The sequence below is a fragment of the Micromonospora sp. NPDC048170 genome (genome assembly GCF_040652795.1).
Taxonomy (GTDB): domain Bacteria; phylum Actinomycetota; class Actinomycetes; order Mycobacteriales; family Micromonosporaceae; genus Micromonospora.
On sequence record NZ_JBEZMR010000017.1, the window covers coordinates 44,065 to 58,224 of the forward strand.

Sequence of the window (14,160 nt, forward strand, 5' to 3'; positions counted from 1 at the left end):
CGGTCCCGACGGCGATGAGGTTCGTCGGACGATGGGTGAGGCTGTCGGCCCAGGTGTGTGACGTGGTGGGTTGGCTCTATCGGCTGCGCCGTCAGGGAGCGGATGGCGTCATGATCGACAATCTGGTCACGTTGGCAAGGTCGGCTGTTGGCGTAAGCTCCACCGTGGTCGCGCCTGCCGCCTTGTCCGCAGACGCTCGCCCGATCGTGACAGCGCCAACCTGACTGCTCTGCTGGGACGGATCCGGCATCAAGACACGGTTGGTCTGGTAAACCTCACCGTCTGCGGGAACGCCTTCCATGACCAGCTTTCCGCCGGTGCCACGTACGGAACCCGGAACATTACTGATATTCGTGTATACCTGGCCGGTGAACCCGGTGCTGGTAACGAGGTCGACAGTGGCTTCGCCGCGGACGTTATCTACTGCTGTTACGCGTCCGACCAAGCCTTCGGCGACAACAGCTAGTTGCCCTCGCCGGACTCCCTGATCCTTCGGAAACGCCACAATAATTTGTTGGCCGTTCCTGCGGAGTACCTCAGCGGGTACGGCCCGCGCGTCGCCGTCCACGCCGTCCTCACCGGGAACCTCGAACACCTTCGTGAGGCTGGCGAACGGTCGCTTCGGCTTGGTGAACCCCGCGATCGTCGTCGTCTGCGCGGTCGCAGCGAGCGGGAATCGTTTTACCATAAGGCGACTGGTGGGTCCGTCCGGTTCTTGGATCATTTCATTTTCGACGGCGGTACTCGACACCCGCACCGCTGTCACGCCCGGCATGGCGAGGGCAATGGCATAGGTGCCCGCGGGGCCATTACTGACCTCGCCGGTGGCTCCGGACAACCGTGGACTGACCAGACTTATCACCTGAGTCTTCACCGGGTCGGGCGCCGGCCGATCAACCCGTATCCGCAAGGCGTCCGCCGCACCAAGATCACCGGTGAAGAACGCCAACCGCGCGTCGCCCTGCTTGTCGTATCCCTGCAGGACGACCACCGTCGAGCGCAGGCGTGGATGGCGCGTCGCGACAAGGGCCCGAACATCAGTGTGCGGGCCTGCCGAGTTGGTACGGTCCCAGACGCTGGTGGCCTCACGTACCAGGCCGGCGTCCACGTCTCCCACCGGGGACCAGCCCAGAAACGGGCCGTCCGGCGGCGGTGCAGCGAGTTGGGGTGTGGGCCCGAATCCGATAACCCGAAACGTCGTGACCAGCACCGCCACGCACACGGCAGCAGCGGCTCCAGCGGCGATACGCCGCCGCCCACGACGCCGGTCTGCCCGCCGCATGATCTTGCCTTCATAGCCCTCGGTCGGTACCACCGACTCGGCCAGATCCGCCAGACCGTCACGCAACTCGGTCGTGTCACGCATAGCGCACCTCTTCATCGGCAACAGCGTCGGCCCCAACCCACTGCTTACGCAGAGTCTGCAGACCCCTTGAAGAAAGACTCTTGACCGTGCCAACCGAACAACCCAGGACATGCGCCGTGTCCTGCTCGGACAGATCCTCGTAGAAGCGCAGTACGACGGCGGCACGCTGTCGTGCTGGCAGCCCGTCCAACGCCCGGCGGAGCAAATCTCGCTGTTCCACCCCCACGTACTCGTCGCGTGCCTGACTCTCCACCAGCCGACCCAAGGGCTGCTCCCACCAGGATCTGCGCCGCCTCCAGGTCACGAAGGTGTTGACTAGAATGCGCCGAACGTAGTGATCGACGCCTTCCGAGCGTTGAAGCCGAGGCCACGCCACAACCGTCTTGGCCAACGTCGTCTGGACCAGATCCTCGGCTTTCCCTCGGTCTCCGCACAGCAGGAAGGCGGTCCGGAGCAGCGATCCGTAACGCGCCCGCACAAAGGCTGTCACCTCCTTATCCTCGCGATCATGCATCAGCCACCCGCACCCTCAGTTTCAAACTCACGGCCACTACTTACGCTCTCGACCCCAGCAAACGTTGCCGTGACTCCGGAACTTTTGACGATCGATAATCTCGACCCACGGGTCGGTGAGGGTGACGACCAGGCCGGGCTCTTCGGTCAGCTCCCGGGCCGCCGCGTCGGCCGGGGTCTCGCCCGGCTCGATGTGGCCGCCGGGCAGCGCCCCCGCCGTCCGGCGCTCGATCATGACGATCCACCGGCCACCGGTGGTGTCGGTGGCGGTCACCGCGGCGTCGGCCCACTACGTCTCGCCCCAGTGTCCGAGGCGGTTGCGGCCGTAGTGGACGGGGGTGCGCTCGCCCGGGTTGACCGGCCGGCCGTTGACGACCCGGAACGGGATGGCGGCGGCGGCCTGCCGGGCGGACCAGTCGATGCGGGTGGGGTCGGTCTGCGGGTCGGCCCAGCCCCGCGCGACGCCGCGCAGGTACACGTCGGGTGGATGTAGGTGGGTCGGTAATGATGGGTCTGCCATTCAGGTGTCTCGGGGTTGTTGGTCAGCGGTTTCGGGTTCCGGAGGTAGTGGTCGGGGTCGTGTTCCAGCACGACCCCGACCCCGCGAACAGTGGGGTGGCGGCGGGAGTTCCGCCGAGTACGGCCGCCAGGGCGGTGCGGGGTGTGGCGCCGGCGGCGACCCGCAGCAGCACCTCGCCGTGGCAGAGGAGCACGTTCTCGCGGCACCAGCAGGCGTCGACGTGGGCGAGGTCCCGTCGCGCGACGGCCACGAGGTCTGGTTGCCGGTCGAGGTCGTCGGCGTACGCGGCCACCGCGTCGGCCTGGTCGTGCTCCCGGCGGCAGCGGCGGCAGGAGCCGACGCGGTGCGGGTTGGCGTACCGGCTCGCCGGCAGGCCGGGCGAGGCGCGGCCGGCGTAGACCGCTCCGGCCGGGATCCGCCCGTGGTACAGGTCGCCGAGCAACTCGGCCCCGCCGTGGGGAGGTCACCGCGGGCCCTCGTCGGCGAGTTCGGTGGCGGGCCGGTCCCGCCATGCCTGCAGTTGATTGAGGGGCAGGGTGAGGGCCAGTTTTGCGGGCATCAGTGACACCGGGCCGCGAGCAGGATGGACGGCCCCCGGCACAAGAAGCCCGAGAACCTGAGGGGGTTAGGCCAGCATGCTCTCGATCAGGTCGGCGGCGCGCGGGGTGCCACCCTCGGCCCGTGCGTCGACGCGCAGCAGTGCCGAGCGGCGGGCGACCTCCGCGTCGGTGACCAGGTCGATCAGGGCCGCCCGCAGGGTCTCGGCGGTGGCTTGCGCGGTGTCGATGCGACGGGCCACGCCCAGTTCCACGAGCCGGTCGGCGTTCATGAACTGCTCGGCGGCCTGCGGCACGGCGATCATCGGGACGCCTGCCAGCAGTCCTTCGCCGCAGCCGCCCATACCGGCGTGGGTAACGAAGGCGTCCGCCTGCTCCAGGATCGCCCGCTGCGGGACCCAGGCGTGCACCTCCACGTTGGGCGGAATGTCGCCGAGGTCCCGCAGGTCGGTGTACTTGCCGATCTGGAGTACGACATGCCAGCCGGGCAGACTGCCGTATGCCGCCAGGCACTGACGGTAGAACTCCGGTTGACGGGTGTATGCCGAGCCCAGGGAAATCAGCAGCACGTTCTCTGCATCCGCCGGACGGGTCCAGCCGTCCGCGCCCGTCGTCGCGTCGAAGCAGGGCCCGACGAAGGTCACCGTGTCGGTGTCGACCCGGTCGGCGTGCGGCTGCATCGCCCGGGTGATCAGGGCCAGAGCCCGCGACGGCCGGCCGGAGAATGCGTCCACGTCGGTGGTGGACGCACCGCAGCCGGCGAGCCACCGTGCGAACTTCGCCCGGTAGGCGTCGGCACCCGGTAGTTGCCGCAGGTGGGCCGCGACGTCCCGGTCGTAGCCGTCCCAGGCCACGAACGTCGGGGACAGTTGCATGACGGGCCGGCGCTGCGATTCGGCGAGGGCGCGCGCTGCGTAGGCGCCGATGTCGTACAGGTACAGGTCCGCCGGGTCGTGCTGGTAGGCGGCGCGCAGCTGGGGCAGTGCTCGGATTGCGTCGTCGAGGAAGAGGTCCATCGCGGCGATGGGGTCGTCGGGCCAGTCGTTGTCGGCGACCGGCAGCGCGGAGGCGCAGTTGACCAGTTCGGCGCCGGTGGCCGTGATCAGATCGGCCACCGCCGGGTCGTTGGCGTAGGTCACTCGGTGACCGCGGGCCACCAGCTCGCGGATGACCTCGAGGCTGGGCAGGACGTGGCTGACGGCGGGGATGCCGACCATCGCGATGTGGGTGCGGCGACGGGACATGGAATCACTCACTTCAGGTCTACGGCGGAAGGGACACGGCGAGGCCTGCGCGCCGGCCTCGCCGATGGTCGGCGATGCTGCACGACACGATCGTCCGTACGTGGTCGGTGAGGTGTTCCGTCCGGCCAGCCCGACCAGGCCACCTCAACCAGCCGAGCGATGTCCTCTTCGCTGCACCGGCGCGGACGAGCCGTGCGGGGTTGCCGCCGACGATCCCGTAGTCGGGTACGTCAGTGGTGACCACGGCTCCGGAGCTGGCGACAAGACAAAAGGCAAGGAGTAGAACTCCCTGCCACTCCTAACGTATAGCGCACCGGGGGCCTTGCGGCAAGACCCGGGTAGTGACACAGAATCTCCGGTCGAAGCCAGTGCCTGCGGGAATCGCGGATTCGCGAAGTGCGGGTTCCCTTGTCGACGTGTGGGTTTCGCGTGACGTCGAACCGCCGGTGGGACTCGCGGTGCGGTCGCGGGCACACGGCGCGAAGGTGCGCCGCCGCCGGACCTGCGCGGAGTAGCTGGCCGCAATGCGACCTTGTGAATGGGGGATTCTCGTGATCGATGTGATCGTCGCCGGTGGTGGACCGACGGGCCTGATGCTGGCCAGCGAGCTGCGGCTACAGGGCGTGCACGCGCTCGTGCTGGAGAAGGAGCCGGAACCGACCAGGGTTGTCCGCGCCCTCGGCCTGCACGCGCGCAGCATCGAGATGTTGGATCAGCGCGGCCTGCTGGAGCGGTTCCTCGCGCTCGGTCAGCGGCATCCGGTCGGTGGCTTCTTCGCCGCCATCCCCAAGCCGTCGCCCGGCCGGCTGGACACCGCACACGCGTACGTCCTCGGCATCCCGCAGCCCGTCACCGACCGCCTGCTGGCCGAGCATGCCACCGAACTCGGCGTCGAGATCCGGCGCGGCTGCGAACTGGTCGGGCTGAACCAGGACGAGCACGGGGTGACCGTGGAGCTGGCCGACGGCACGCGGCTACGTTCGCGCTACCTCGTCGGCTGCGACGGTGGTCGCAGCACGGTGCGCAAGCTGCTCGGCGTCGGCTTCCCCGGTGAGCCCACCAGGGTCGAGACACTGCTGGGCGAGGTGCAGCTGACCGCGCCGCCGGAGACGCTGGCCGCCGTGATGGCCGAAGTCCGCAAGACCCAGTTGCGGTTCGGCGCCATGCCTCTCGGGGACGGGGTGTACCGCGTCGTAGCGCCGGCCGCAGGAGTGGCCGAGGACCGTACGGTCCCGCCGACCCTTGACGAACTGAAACAGCAGGTACGGGAGCTCGCCGGCACCGACTTCGGCATGCACTCACCACACTGGCTCTCCCGCTTCGGCGACGCCACCCGGCTGGCCGAGCGCTACCGGACCGGCCGGGTGCTGCTGGCCGGCGACGCGGCGCACATCCACCCGCCGGTCGGTGGGCAGGGCCTCAACCTCGGTGTCCAGGACGCGTTCAACCTCGGCTGGAAGCTGGCCGCCGAGATCAACGGCTGGGCGCCGCAAGGGCTGCTGGACAGCTACCACACCGAACGGCACCCGGTCGCCGCAGACGTGCTGGACAACACCCGTGCGCAGATGCAGCTGCTTTCCCTCGATCCGGGTGCCCGGTCAGTGCGGCGGCTGCTGTCGGAACTGATGAACTTCGAGGACGTCAACCGGTACCTGACCGAGAAGATCACTGCGATCGGGGTCCGCTACGACTTCGGTGAGGGGCATGAACTGCTCGGCCGGCGGATGCGCGACGTGCGGCTGAGGCGAGGGCGCCTCTACGAGCTGATGCACGGCGGTCGCGGGCTGCTGCTCGACCAGACCGGCCGGCTTTCGGTGGCGGGCTGGGCAGATCGGGTCGACCACGTCGTCGACGTCAGCGACGAACTGGACGTGCCCGCAGCGCTGCTGCGGCCGGACGGCCACGTGGCGTGGGTCGGTGAAGATCAGCAGGATCTGCTCGGCCACCTGCCCGAGTGGTTCGGCACTGCCGTCAACTGAGCGCGGCAGCCGCGGGTCGACAAGGGTGTGAGGCGGGTCAGGCCCGGGCGCCGCCGAGACCGAGCAGAACGGCGAGGCCCAGGGCGCTGCGTGGGGCGTACGGCACCCGCCACAGCCCGCCGTGCGCCGCACCGTACGCCTCGTCCTGCCACGGGTGCGGCAGCGCCGGGCCGCCGCCGGTGCGCAGGTCGTGCACCAGGAGCGCGGCCATCAGCGTGTTGCTGGTCGCCGGGTCGAACACCTCGATGCCGAAGCGGTGCGCACCGGCGTACGCGGCCGCCAGTGCCCGGTTGCGCAGCACCGAGCGGGTCCGGGTGGGTGGGGCGACCGTGAACGACACGGTCGTCCCCGCGTCCCGGGCCGCCGTCGCCCGCCACCGTTGCAGGCGTTTCGCCAGCGCGTAGTTGGGGCCCTGCTGGGGGACGAGGCTGTCGTTGACGCCCGGGTCGGCGCCCGGCGGATAGTTGCGGTGCAGGAGCCGGCCGCCGGAGGCCACCCGCAACGACCGGCGGAGGATGCCGCGTGCCGCGTAGCCCCGTTCGGCGTGCTGTACCGCGTCACCGGGAACGGCGAAGACGTCGGTGGGGGTGGCCAGAAACGCGAGCGCCACGTCGTCGCGGCGCTCCTGCAACCGGACGGTGAGCGCGTCGACCGCTGTGGCGACCCGGACGTTGGTCGCGCCGTCGGCGTAGACGTAGTTGCCCAGGACGAGCCGGCCGTCGACACCGAGGAGCCAGTCGGCCACCTGCGGCAGGTTGTGCAGCAGGTCGGCGCCGGCGCGGGCGGCCAGCGCGTCGTCGTCGGGGTCGGTGCCGGCCGGGACGGGCAGGTGCAGCCGGCCGCCGCAGCGGCGCGTCGTGTGCAGCAGGCGTCGCCAGATCTCCGGGCGTGGCAGGTCGACCGCGACGACGTCGCCGCCCCAGCGCAGCACGGACGGCAGCGGGCCCATCTCCGCGCCCGCGCCGAGCACCACGATGCGCTGGTCGCGCAGGTCGAGCCAGTCCGGGTTGGCCATGACGGCACGTACCGCGTCGGCGCAGGACGGCTCGACGACGCCGGCGGTGACCCACGCGTCGAGGCGGCGGCGCAGGTCGTCGCCGCGCAGCCGTTGCCCCCGGTACGGCAGCGACAGCTCGCGCTCGGCCTCACCGGTGCCGGTGACCGTCGTCGTCCGCAGCGGCTCGGCCTCGGTGGGTGCGGCGAACACGGCACCGAGACCGGTCTCGGTGCCGTCGGCGCGCAGCACGGACATCCGGCGGTGCAGCGAGGCGAGGCCGTCCCGGGCGATCGTCACCGCGGCGTCGCGTGAGAGCAGCCCGGCCTCGACGAGCCGCCGGAAGTGCCCGAGGTACCCGTGCCGCCAGTTCGTCTCGTGTTCCGCCGAGCGCGCGCCGACCGGATCGACGGCACGCAGGGCGTCGGCGACGACCGCCCGCCCGAGCGCGGACGTACTGCGTCCCGCGTCGGTCTTCGGAAACACCACTCCCGTCGGACCCTCCACGGACACCGCCCTCCCTCGCCCCGAGCCAACGGTGTCACTCTGCCGCATCGGGCGGCGGTGTGCTCAGGCCGGGGCCGGCAGGCGCAGCCGGCCGTCGACCATCTCGGCGACCGCGTCGACCCGGTGCAGGTGCCCCCGGTCGTGGGTGACCAGGACGGTGGCGGTGCCGCGCCGTCGCGTGAGGTCGGTGACCAGCTCGATGATCGCCGCACCGCGGTCGTGGTCCAGCGCGCTGGTGGGCTCGTCGACCAGCAGCACCGCCGGGTCGTTCATCAGGGCGCGGGCGATGTTGACCCGTTGGCGTTGGCCGCCGGAGAGCTGGTGCGGACGACGGTCGGCCTGCCCGGTCAGCCCCACCGCGGCCAGCAACTCGGCGGCGCGGTCGCGCCCGGCGCGGCGGGAACCGCCGGCGAGGTGGGCGATCACCTGCAACTGTTCGGCGGCGGTCAGCGAGGCGATGAGGTTCGGCTGTTGGAAGACGATCCCGATCTTCTCGCGCCGCAGCGCGGTCATCTCCCCCCGGGCGAGCCCCGTGGTGTCGGTGCCGGCGACGACCACCGTTCCCGAATCGGGGGTGATCAGGGTGGCGGCCACCGCCAGCAGGCTCGACTTACCGGAGCCGGAGGGGCCGATGACGGCGGTGGTGGTGCCGGCCGGCACGCTCAGGCTGACCCGGTCGAGCGCGGTCAGGCGGCTGTCGCCGTCGGGATAGGTCAGCGTGACGTCGGCGAGGTCGAGACTCATCGGGCGCTCCCCAGGGCGATCAGCGGGTCGACGGACGTGATGCGGCGGATGGACAGGGCGGCGCCGGTCGCGCCGAGCGCGATCATCACGGCGGCCGGGAACAGCACGGATCCGGCGGTGAGCGCGAACGGCACCACCCCGGACGCCGCCGCACCGATCGTGACGGCGAGCGCGGTGCCGACGGTCGTGCCGGCGAGCAGTAGCACCAGGGCCTGGCCGAGGGCGTCGCGCAGCAGGTGCCCGGTGGTGGCGCCGAGCGCCTTCAGCACGGCGATGTCAGCCGCGCGCTGGATGGTCCACACGGTGAAGAACGCGCCGATGACCAGTGCGGAGATCGCGAACAGCATGCCGCGCATGAGTTGCAGTGACCCGTTCTCGGCGGTGTACGAGCCGATCGCGGACAGTGCCGCCGAGCGGGTGACCGTGCGGGTCTGCAACTGCCGGTCGGCGGCAGCCAGGTCGGCGTCGCGCGTGGTCGTCAGCGCGACGACCGTCGCGGCGTCCCCGGCGCCGGGGGCCAGTCCCTGCCAGTCGCCCAGGTCGGTCCAGATGACCGGCGTGTGGCTGTGCGAGGCGTCGCCGGCCACCCCGGCGACGGTCAGCTGGCGTCCGCCGACGGACACGGTCTGTCCGGGCCGGGCGTCCAGCGCGTCGGCTGCCCCCCGGGACAGCACGGCCTGCCCGGCGGCGAGGGTGTCGGGCGCCAGGCCCGACCCGGGCGGGACGCCGAACGCGGACAGTGCGGCGCTGCGGTTGCCGGCGCTGACCCTGGTGGTGGCGATGCCGAGCGGCGCGGCGCCGGTCACCCCCGGCACGGACTGCCAGCGGAGCCACTGCTCCGGGGTGACGGTCGACTCGGTGAACGACAGCTTCTGCCCGTCGGCCGGGGCGGAGAACGCCAGGTGGTCGGCGGGCAGGTCGGCGATCGCCGAGGTGCTGCCCCGACCCAGGCCGGCGGTCAGCCCGGACAGCAGGACCACCAGGAGCGTCATCAGCGTGACGACCGTTCCCATCAGGGCGAAGCGGCCCTTGGCGAACCGCAGATCTCTCCATGCGACGAACACGATCGCATCAGCCTTCCGGTGACGGGGGAGGGCCGCGGTGACGGCCCGCCACAACCGTCGCGCGGATCGAGGCCGTCGCCATCGCGCCGCGGATCGGGTTCGGGGAGTCGAACTGCGTACGTCAGGATCAACCCTTTGGTTGATGGCGGCGACCGTCGGCGTCCTAGCCTGGAGACATCGTGAACCCGGAATCGCTCGCTCGGCCGCTGCGGGTGCTGCGCGTCTGCCTGCACCTGCTGGTCGGGGTCCTGCTCGCGGTCGCCGCCGTACGGGCCCTCACCGGGCAGGGGCCGCAGCGCGCCGCCGTGCTCGCCGCGTCGGTGGCGCTGGCCGGCGTCTACGCCACCGGGGCGGCCCTGCCGCTGGTCCACCGGTCCCGCCGGGCAGCCGCGGTGTGGCTTGTGGTGCTGACGGCCGGGTGGCTGGTGCTGCTGGTCCTGACCCCGGACGGGGTGTGGTTCGCGTTTCCGCTGTTCCTGCTGCACCTGTTCCTGCTGCCCGCCCGCTGGGGGACGCTCGCGGTGGCGGCGACGACCGTGGTGGCGGTCGTCGGCGTCGCCGGTCATCAGGGGACTGTCACGCCGGGCGTGGTGATCGGTCCGGTCATCGGCGCCGCCGTCTCGGTCGGCACCGTGCTCGGCTACCAGGCGTTGTACCGGGAGAGCGAGCGCCGGCAGCGGTTGATCGAGCAGCTGACCGCCACCCGCGCCGACCTGGCCGCCGCCGAGCACGCCGCCGGTGTCCTCGCCGAACGTGAACGCCTCGCCCGCGAGATCCACGACACCCTCGCCCAGGGGTTGTCGAGCATCCAGCTGTTGCTGCGTGCCGCCCAGCGGGCCCTTCCCGAGCAGCTCGACGTGGCAGCCGGCCACGTCGAGCAGGCCCGCCGCACGGCGCAGGACAACCTCGCCGAGGCCCGGCGCTTCGTCCGCGCGCTGGCCCCGCCCGGCCTCGACGGCGGCTCGCTGCCGGCGGCCCTGCGGCGGCTGTGTGCCGCTACCGCCGACCGGTCCGGGCTGGCCGTGCGCCTGCATCTCGACGGGACGGCGGTGCGGTTGCCGACCGGTCACGAGGTAGCCCTGCTGCGGATCGCCCAGTCCGCGTTGGCCAACACCGTCCGCCACGCCGGGGCGAGCCGCGCCGACGTGACCCTGCGATACCGGGACTTCGGCGTCGTTCTCGACGTGGTGGACGACGGTACGGGCTTCGACGTCGACGACGCCGGCCGGCGGGGCGGCGACGGAGGGTTCGGGCTGGCCGCGATGCGGGCCCGGGCCGAGGAGCTCGGCGGCAGCCTGGCCGTGGAGTCGGGGCCCGGCCGGGGCACCGCGTTGGCCGTCAGTTTCGCGTTCCCGGGCACCGGCGGGTCGGCGGTGGGCACGTGAGCGCTCCGATCCGGCTGCTGCTCGCCGACGACCATCCGGTCGTCCGCGCCGGGCTGCGCGCCGTCCTCGCCACCGAGCCCGACTTCGAGGTGGTCGCCGAGGCCGCCACCGCCGAGCGGGCCGTCGCGCTCGCCGAACGGGAGCGAGTCGACGTGGTGCTCATGGATCTCCAGTTCGGCCCGGGCATGCACGGCGCCGCCGCCACGGCCGCCATCACCGCACGCCCGGACGGCCCCGTCGTGCTGGTGTTGACCACCTACGACTCCGACGCCGACATCCTCGCCGCCGTCGAGGCCGGGGCGACCGGGTACCTGCTCAAGGACGCCCCGCCCGAAGAACTGGCCGCGGCCGTGCGCGCCGCCGCCGCCGGCCGCTCCGCTCTCGCCCCGACCGTCGCGAACCGGCTGATCGACCGGATGCGCACCCCGGGCGTCGCCCTGAGCCGCCGCGAGACCGAGGTCCTCCAACTCGTCGCCGACGGGCTGTCCAACCAGCAGATCAGTCTGCGGCTGCATCTCAGCCAGGCCACCGTCAAGACGCATCTGGTGCACGTCTACGGCAAGCTGGGCGTCGACTCCCGCACCGCCGCCGTCGCCGTCGCCAGGGCTCGCGGCCTGATCCGTCGCTGACGGGCGTGCCGGGGCGTTGGTCACGCGTTCACCGTGCGCCGGGTCACCTCGTCGCCGGGCGATGACGACGGCGAGGTGAGCCGCCGTACGCCGGGCACGGCGGCGGTGCCGGCGCAGGCGACGAGGACCAGCGCGCCGGCCGTGAGCAGCGGCACCGAGTCGCCCCAGGCCCGGGCGGCGACGGGTGCGAGGGCGTAACCCAGCGGCATCGCGCCGAGGGAGACCAGCCAGTCGTACGAGGTGACGCGGGCGAGGACGTGGGGTGGGAACTGGCCCTGCACGACGGTCTGCCACACCGGGTTGAGGTAGCCGAGGGCGGTCAGCGCGACCCCGTAGGCGGCGATGACGAGCGGGGCGGGCGCGGCGACGGCGAGCAGGGCCAGCGGTGCGGCGTAGCTGGCCAGCCCGAGGTTGGCCACCAGCACCGGTCTGCGGGGGCGGATCCGGGCGGCGAGCAGCGAGCCGGCGAGCATGCCGACCGCGCCGGCCTGGAGCATCAGCACCCACACGCCCTCGCCGCCGAGGCGACGCACGGCGACCGCCGGGCCGAGGGTCGTCAGGACGGCTGCGGCGCCGTTCCACACGCCGTGGCCGAGCAGGCTGCTCCAGAACCAGTCGCGGCTGCGGACCTCCCGCCAACCGTGTGCGAGGTCGGCGAGGATCGCGACGCGGCGGGCGTCGAGGCGGTCGGCGAGCACGCCGCCGAGGGGCAGCAGGAGCAGGCGGGGCGTCAACGCGCAGGCCAGCACGAGAGCGAGGGAGCCGGTGGAGCCGGTGGCCCGGAGCACGGCCAGGGCAAGGGCGGCGGGCACGACGGCGTCGCCGAGGGCGGAGACGGTACGGCCCAGGAAGAGCAGCCGGAACGGGCGTAGGCGCAGGGGGTGGGTCTTCACCCGGACAATGTAATTCGACGCCGAACTTTTCGACATCAAATATTTTGACGTCGGCATAGGCTGGGCCGCATGAGCGATCGCGACCATGTCGACCGGCACGTCGAGCGCTGGCAGCCGATCCTGCCGACGCTCGACCCCGACATCGAAGGGGCGGTGACCCGGATCCAGTTCGTCACCCGCCACCTGCGCGAGGTCAAGGAACGGACCCTGGCCGGCCTCGACCTGCACCGCCACGAGTACGACACCCTGCACGCCCTGGCCGGGCGGGGCGGGCGGGCGGCCCCGTCGGACCTGGCCCGCGACCTGGCGATGGCCCCCGCCTCCGTCACCGCCCGGGTCGACGCGCTGGTCCGGCGCGGCTTCGTGCGCCGGATCCCGTCCACCACCGACCGGCGACGGGTCGACGTGGAGCTGACCGAGGCGGGGCAGGCGGCCTGGCACGGCGCCATGGACGTGCGGGGTGCCGAGGAACACCGCCTGCTGGCCGCGCTCGGCGCGCACGAGCGACGGCAGTTGGCCGACCTGCTGCGCCGGGTGGTGCTGCGCGCCGAGCGACCGGGCGACTGACCGGCCCCGCCCGCGGCGGTCCGCCTCCCGCCTCGCCCGCCGGAAATGACGTGCGGCCCGCGTACGCCGGCTGGCAGGGTGGCCGGCATGACGGCACAGGCACTGGCGGGGGCACTCGCCGACGACGTACGGCGGCAGGTCTTCGCGGCGATCGTGCTGGGCGGCGCCGACGCCCCGGCGGTGGCCGACCGGACGGGCCTGCCGGCGCGGCAGGTGGTCACCGCGATCCGCCGGCTCGTCGACGCGGGCCTGGTCACCGGCGGTGACCGTGACCTGCGGGTGGACGCCGACCGGTTGCGGGAGGCGGCCCGCAGGCCGTCGGCCTCCCGCCCGGCCGACGACTCCACCGACCGGGTGCTGCGCACGTTCGTGTGCGACGACAGGCTGACCGGCCTGCCGGCGCAGCGCGGCCGGCGGCGGGTGGTGCTGGCGCACGTGGCGAAGTCCTTCGAGCCCGGGGTGCGCTATCCCGAGCGGGCGGTGGACGACGTGTTGCGGCACTGGTGCGAGCGTGGCGGCTCCGACCACGTGACACTGCGCCGGTATCTGGTCGACGAGCAGTTGCTGGCCCGGGAGCAGGGCGTCTACTGGCGCGTCGGCGACTGATCCCGCTGCTGCCGGCCCGCCGGCACATCGCCTGCGTCAGCCGTCCCGCCCGCCAGCGCGGATATCCCGTTGACCCGAGCGCGAAGATCGGCGGGTGAGCGCGACAGACTGGACGATGGCCCCGACCCGACCCGATCAGCCCGAGGCGGTGGCCCTGCTCGAGGCGTACTACGAGGAGATGGTCCGCCGCTACCACGGCCGCCCGGTCCTGCCGGGCGAGGTCGCTTCGGCGATGGCCGAGGAGCCGAGCGACGACCTCGTGGCTCCCACCGGGATCCTGCTGGTCGCACACCGCGGCGGCGGTCCGGCAGCCTGCGCCGGGCTGCGGTACCGGCCGGGCTGGGCGGAACTGACCCGGGTGTACGTGCACCCCGCGCATCGCGGCCACGGTGGCGGGGCGGCCCTGCTCGCCGCCGTGCAGGAGCGGGCCCGTGCCGCCGGGGCCACCCGGATCCGGCTGGACACCCGCAGCGACCTGGTCGAGGCCCGCGCCCTGTACGCGCGGCACGGCTATCAGGAGATCCCGGCGTACAACGACGACACCTACGCCGAGCACTGGTTCGAGAAGGTCCTGAGTTGACGACGCGATCGG

The 14,160-nt window shown here is 72.3% G+C and carries 14 protein-coding genes and 1 pseudogene; 6 read left to right on the forward strand and 9 right to left on the reverse strand.

What is annotated here, in order from left to right:
• Positions 1 to 91: 91 nt before the first annotated feature.
• From AB0D32_RS20880 to AB0D32_RS20900, 5 genes and pseudogenes are all read right to left on the reverse strand, one after another.
• A complete protein-coding gene (locus AB0D32_RS20880; protein WP_357092433.1) occupies positions 92 to 1,366 on the reverse strand; it encodes a rod shape-determining protein MreC in 1,275 nt (424 codons plus the stop codon).
• A complete protein-coding gene (locus AB0D32_RS20885) occupies positions 1,359 to 1,880 on the reverse strand; it encodes a SigE family RNA polymerase sigma factor (RefSeq protein ID WP_357092435.1) in 522 nt (173 codons plus the stop codon). Before AB0D32_RS20885 ends, AB0D32_RS20880 begins: the two co-directional genes overlap by 8 nt.
• Positions 1,881 to 1,947: 67 nt before the next feature.
• Positions 1,948 to 2,399 (reverse strand): annotated as a pseudogene (locus AB0D32_RS20890) (NUDIX domain-containing protein); the annotation flags it as partial.
• Positions 2,400 to 2,421: 22 nt separating this feature from the next.
• Positions 2,422 to 2,841, reverse strand: a complete 420-nt coding sequence (locus tag AB0D32_RS20895) for a DUF4326 domain-containing protein (protein WP_357092437.1) — start codon at positions 2,839 to 2,841, stop codon at positions 2,422 to 2,424.
• 183 nt (positions 2,842 to 3,024) lie between these two features.
• Complete coding sequence (locus AB0D32_RS20900) at positions 3,025 to 4,200, reverse strand: macrolide family glycosyltransferase (protein WP_357092439.1); 1,176 nt, start codon at positions 4,198 to 4,200, stop codon at positions 3,025 to 3,027.
• A gap of 551 nt (positions 4,201 to 4,751) precedes the next feature.
• Between AB0D32_RS20900 and rox the strand changes: the two genes are divergently transcribed.
• The gene (gene rox, locus AB0D32_RS20905; RefSeq protein WP_357092442.1) at positions 4,752 to 6,179 is read left to right on the forward strand and encodes a rifampin monooxygenase; all 1,428 of its coding nucleotides are present in this window, start codon (positions 4,752 to 4,754) and stop codon (positions 6,177 to 6,179) included.
• Positions 6,180 to 6,216: 37 nt separating this feature from the next.
• On the opposite strand, the gene AB0D32_RS20910 is transcribed toward rox, so the two are convergent.
• The 3 genes from AB0D32_RS20910 to AB0D32_RS20920 form a co-directional block, all read right to left on the reverse strand.
• Positions 6,217 to 7,680 (reverse strand): hypothetical protein, encoded by a 1,464-nt coding sequence (locus tag AB0D32_RS20910; protein ID WP_357092444.1) that lies wholly within the window; start codon positions 7,678 to 7,680, stop codon positions 6,217 to 6,219.
• A 63-nt stretch (positions 7,681 to 7,743) separates the two neighbouring features.
• Positions 7,744 to 8,424, reverse strand: coding sequence for an ABC transporter ATP-binding protein (locus tag AB0D32_RS20915; RefSeq protein ID WP_357092448.1), 681 nt, complete (start codon positions 8,422 to 8,424; stop codon positions 7,744 to 7,746).
• Positions 8,421 to 9,488, reverse strand: coding sequence for an ABC transporter permease (locus AB0D32_RS20920; RefSeq protein ID WP_357092452.1), 1,068 nt, complete (start codon positions 9,486 to 9,488; stop codon positions 8,421 to 8,423). Before AB0D32_RS20920 ends, AB0D32_RS20915 begins: the two co-directional genes overlap by 4 nt.
• Positions 9,489 to 9,667: 179 nt before the next feature.
• Here AB0D32_RS20920 and AB0D32_RS20925 point away from each other — a divergent pair, with 179 nt between their 5' ends.
• Together AB0D32_RS20925 and AB0D32_RS20930 are read left to right on the forward strand one after the other, a co-directional pair.
• The gene (locus tag AB0D32_RS20925; protein ID WP_357092455.1) at positions 9,668 to 10,873 is read left to right on the forward strand and encodes a sensor histidine kinase; all 1,206 of its coding nucleotides are present in this window, start codon (positions 9,668 to 9,670) and stop codon (positions 10,871 to 10,873) included.
• On the forward strand, positions 10,870 to 11,502 hold the full coding sequence (locus AB0D32_RS20930) for a response regulator transcription factor (protein ID WP_357092458.1): 633 nt from the start codon (positions 10,870 to 10,872) through the stop codon (positions 11,500 to 11,502). Before AB0D32_RS20925 ends, AB0D32_RS20930 begins: the two co-directional genes overlap by 4 nt.
• 20 nt (positions 11,503 to 11,522) lie before the next feature.
• Here the strand turns inward: AB0D32_RS20930 and AB0D32_RS20935 are convergent, their stop codons facing one another.
• Positions 11,523 to 12,395 (reverse strand): hypothetical protein, encoded by an 873-nt coding sequence (locus tag AB0D32_RS20935; protein WP_357092461.1) that lies wholly within the window; start codon positions 12,393 to 12,395, stop codon positions 11,523 to 11,525.
• 69 nt (positions 12,396 to 12,464) lie between these two features.
• Here AB0D32_RS20935 and AB0D32_RS20940 point away from each other — a divergent pair, with 69 nt between their 5' ends.
• The 3 genes from AB0D32_RS20940 to AB0D32_RS20950 all read left to right on the forward strand — a co-directional run bounded on the left by AB0D32_RS20940 (position 12,465) and on the right by AB0D32_RS20950 (position 14,148).
• Entirely contained in the window at positions 12,465 to 12,962 is a 498-nt protein-coding gene (locus AB0D32_RS20940) for a MarR family transcriptional regulator (RefSeq protein ID WP_357092464.1), read from the forward strand.
• 87 nt (positions 12,963 to 13,049) lie between these two features.
• A complete protein-coding gene (locus AB0D32_RS20945; RefSeq protein WP_357092467.1) occupies positions 13,050 to 13,568 on the forward strand; it encodes a DUF2087 domain-containing protein in 519 nt (172 codons plus the stop codon).
• 94 nt (positions 13,569 to 13,662) lie between these two features.
• Positions 13,663 to 14,148, forward strand: coding sequence for a GNAT family N-acetyltransferase (locus AB0D32_RS20950; protein ID WP_357092470.1), 486 nt, complete (start codon positions 13,663 to 13,665; stop codon positions 14,146 to 14,148).
• Positions 14,149 to 14,160: the final 12 nt, after the last annotated feature.

What these genes read in the sequence shown, in the direction of transcription:
- AB0D32_RS20940 (WP_357092464.1), top strand. Translation starts at nt 12,465, where the DNA reads ATGAGCGATCGCGACCATGTCGACCGGCACGTCGAGCGCTGGCAGCCG.
- AB0D32_RS20945 (WP_357092467.1), top strand. Translation starts at nt 13,050, where the DNA reads ATGACGGCACAGGCACTGGCGGGGGCACTCGCCGACGACGTACGGCGG.
- AB0D32_RS20900 (WP_357092439.1), bottom strand. Translation starts at nt 4,200, where the DNA reads ATGTCCCGTCGCCGCACCCACATCGCGATGGTCGGCATCCCCGCCGTC.
- AB0D32_RS20880 (WP_357092433.1), bottom strand. Translation starts at nt 1,366, where the DNA reads ATGCGTGACACGACCGAGTTGCGTGACGGTCTGGCGGATCTGGCCGAG.
- AB0D32_RS20885 (WP_357092435.1), bottom strand. Translation starts at nt 1,880, where the DNA reads ATGCATGATCGCGAGGATAAGGAGGTGACAGCCTTTGTGCGGGCGCGT.
- AB0D32_RS20915 (WP_357092448.1), bottom strand. Translation starts at nt 8,424, where the DNA reads ATGAGTCTCGACCTCGCCGACGTCACGCTGACCTATCCCGACGGCGAC.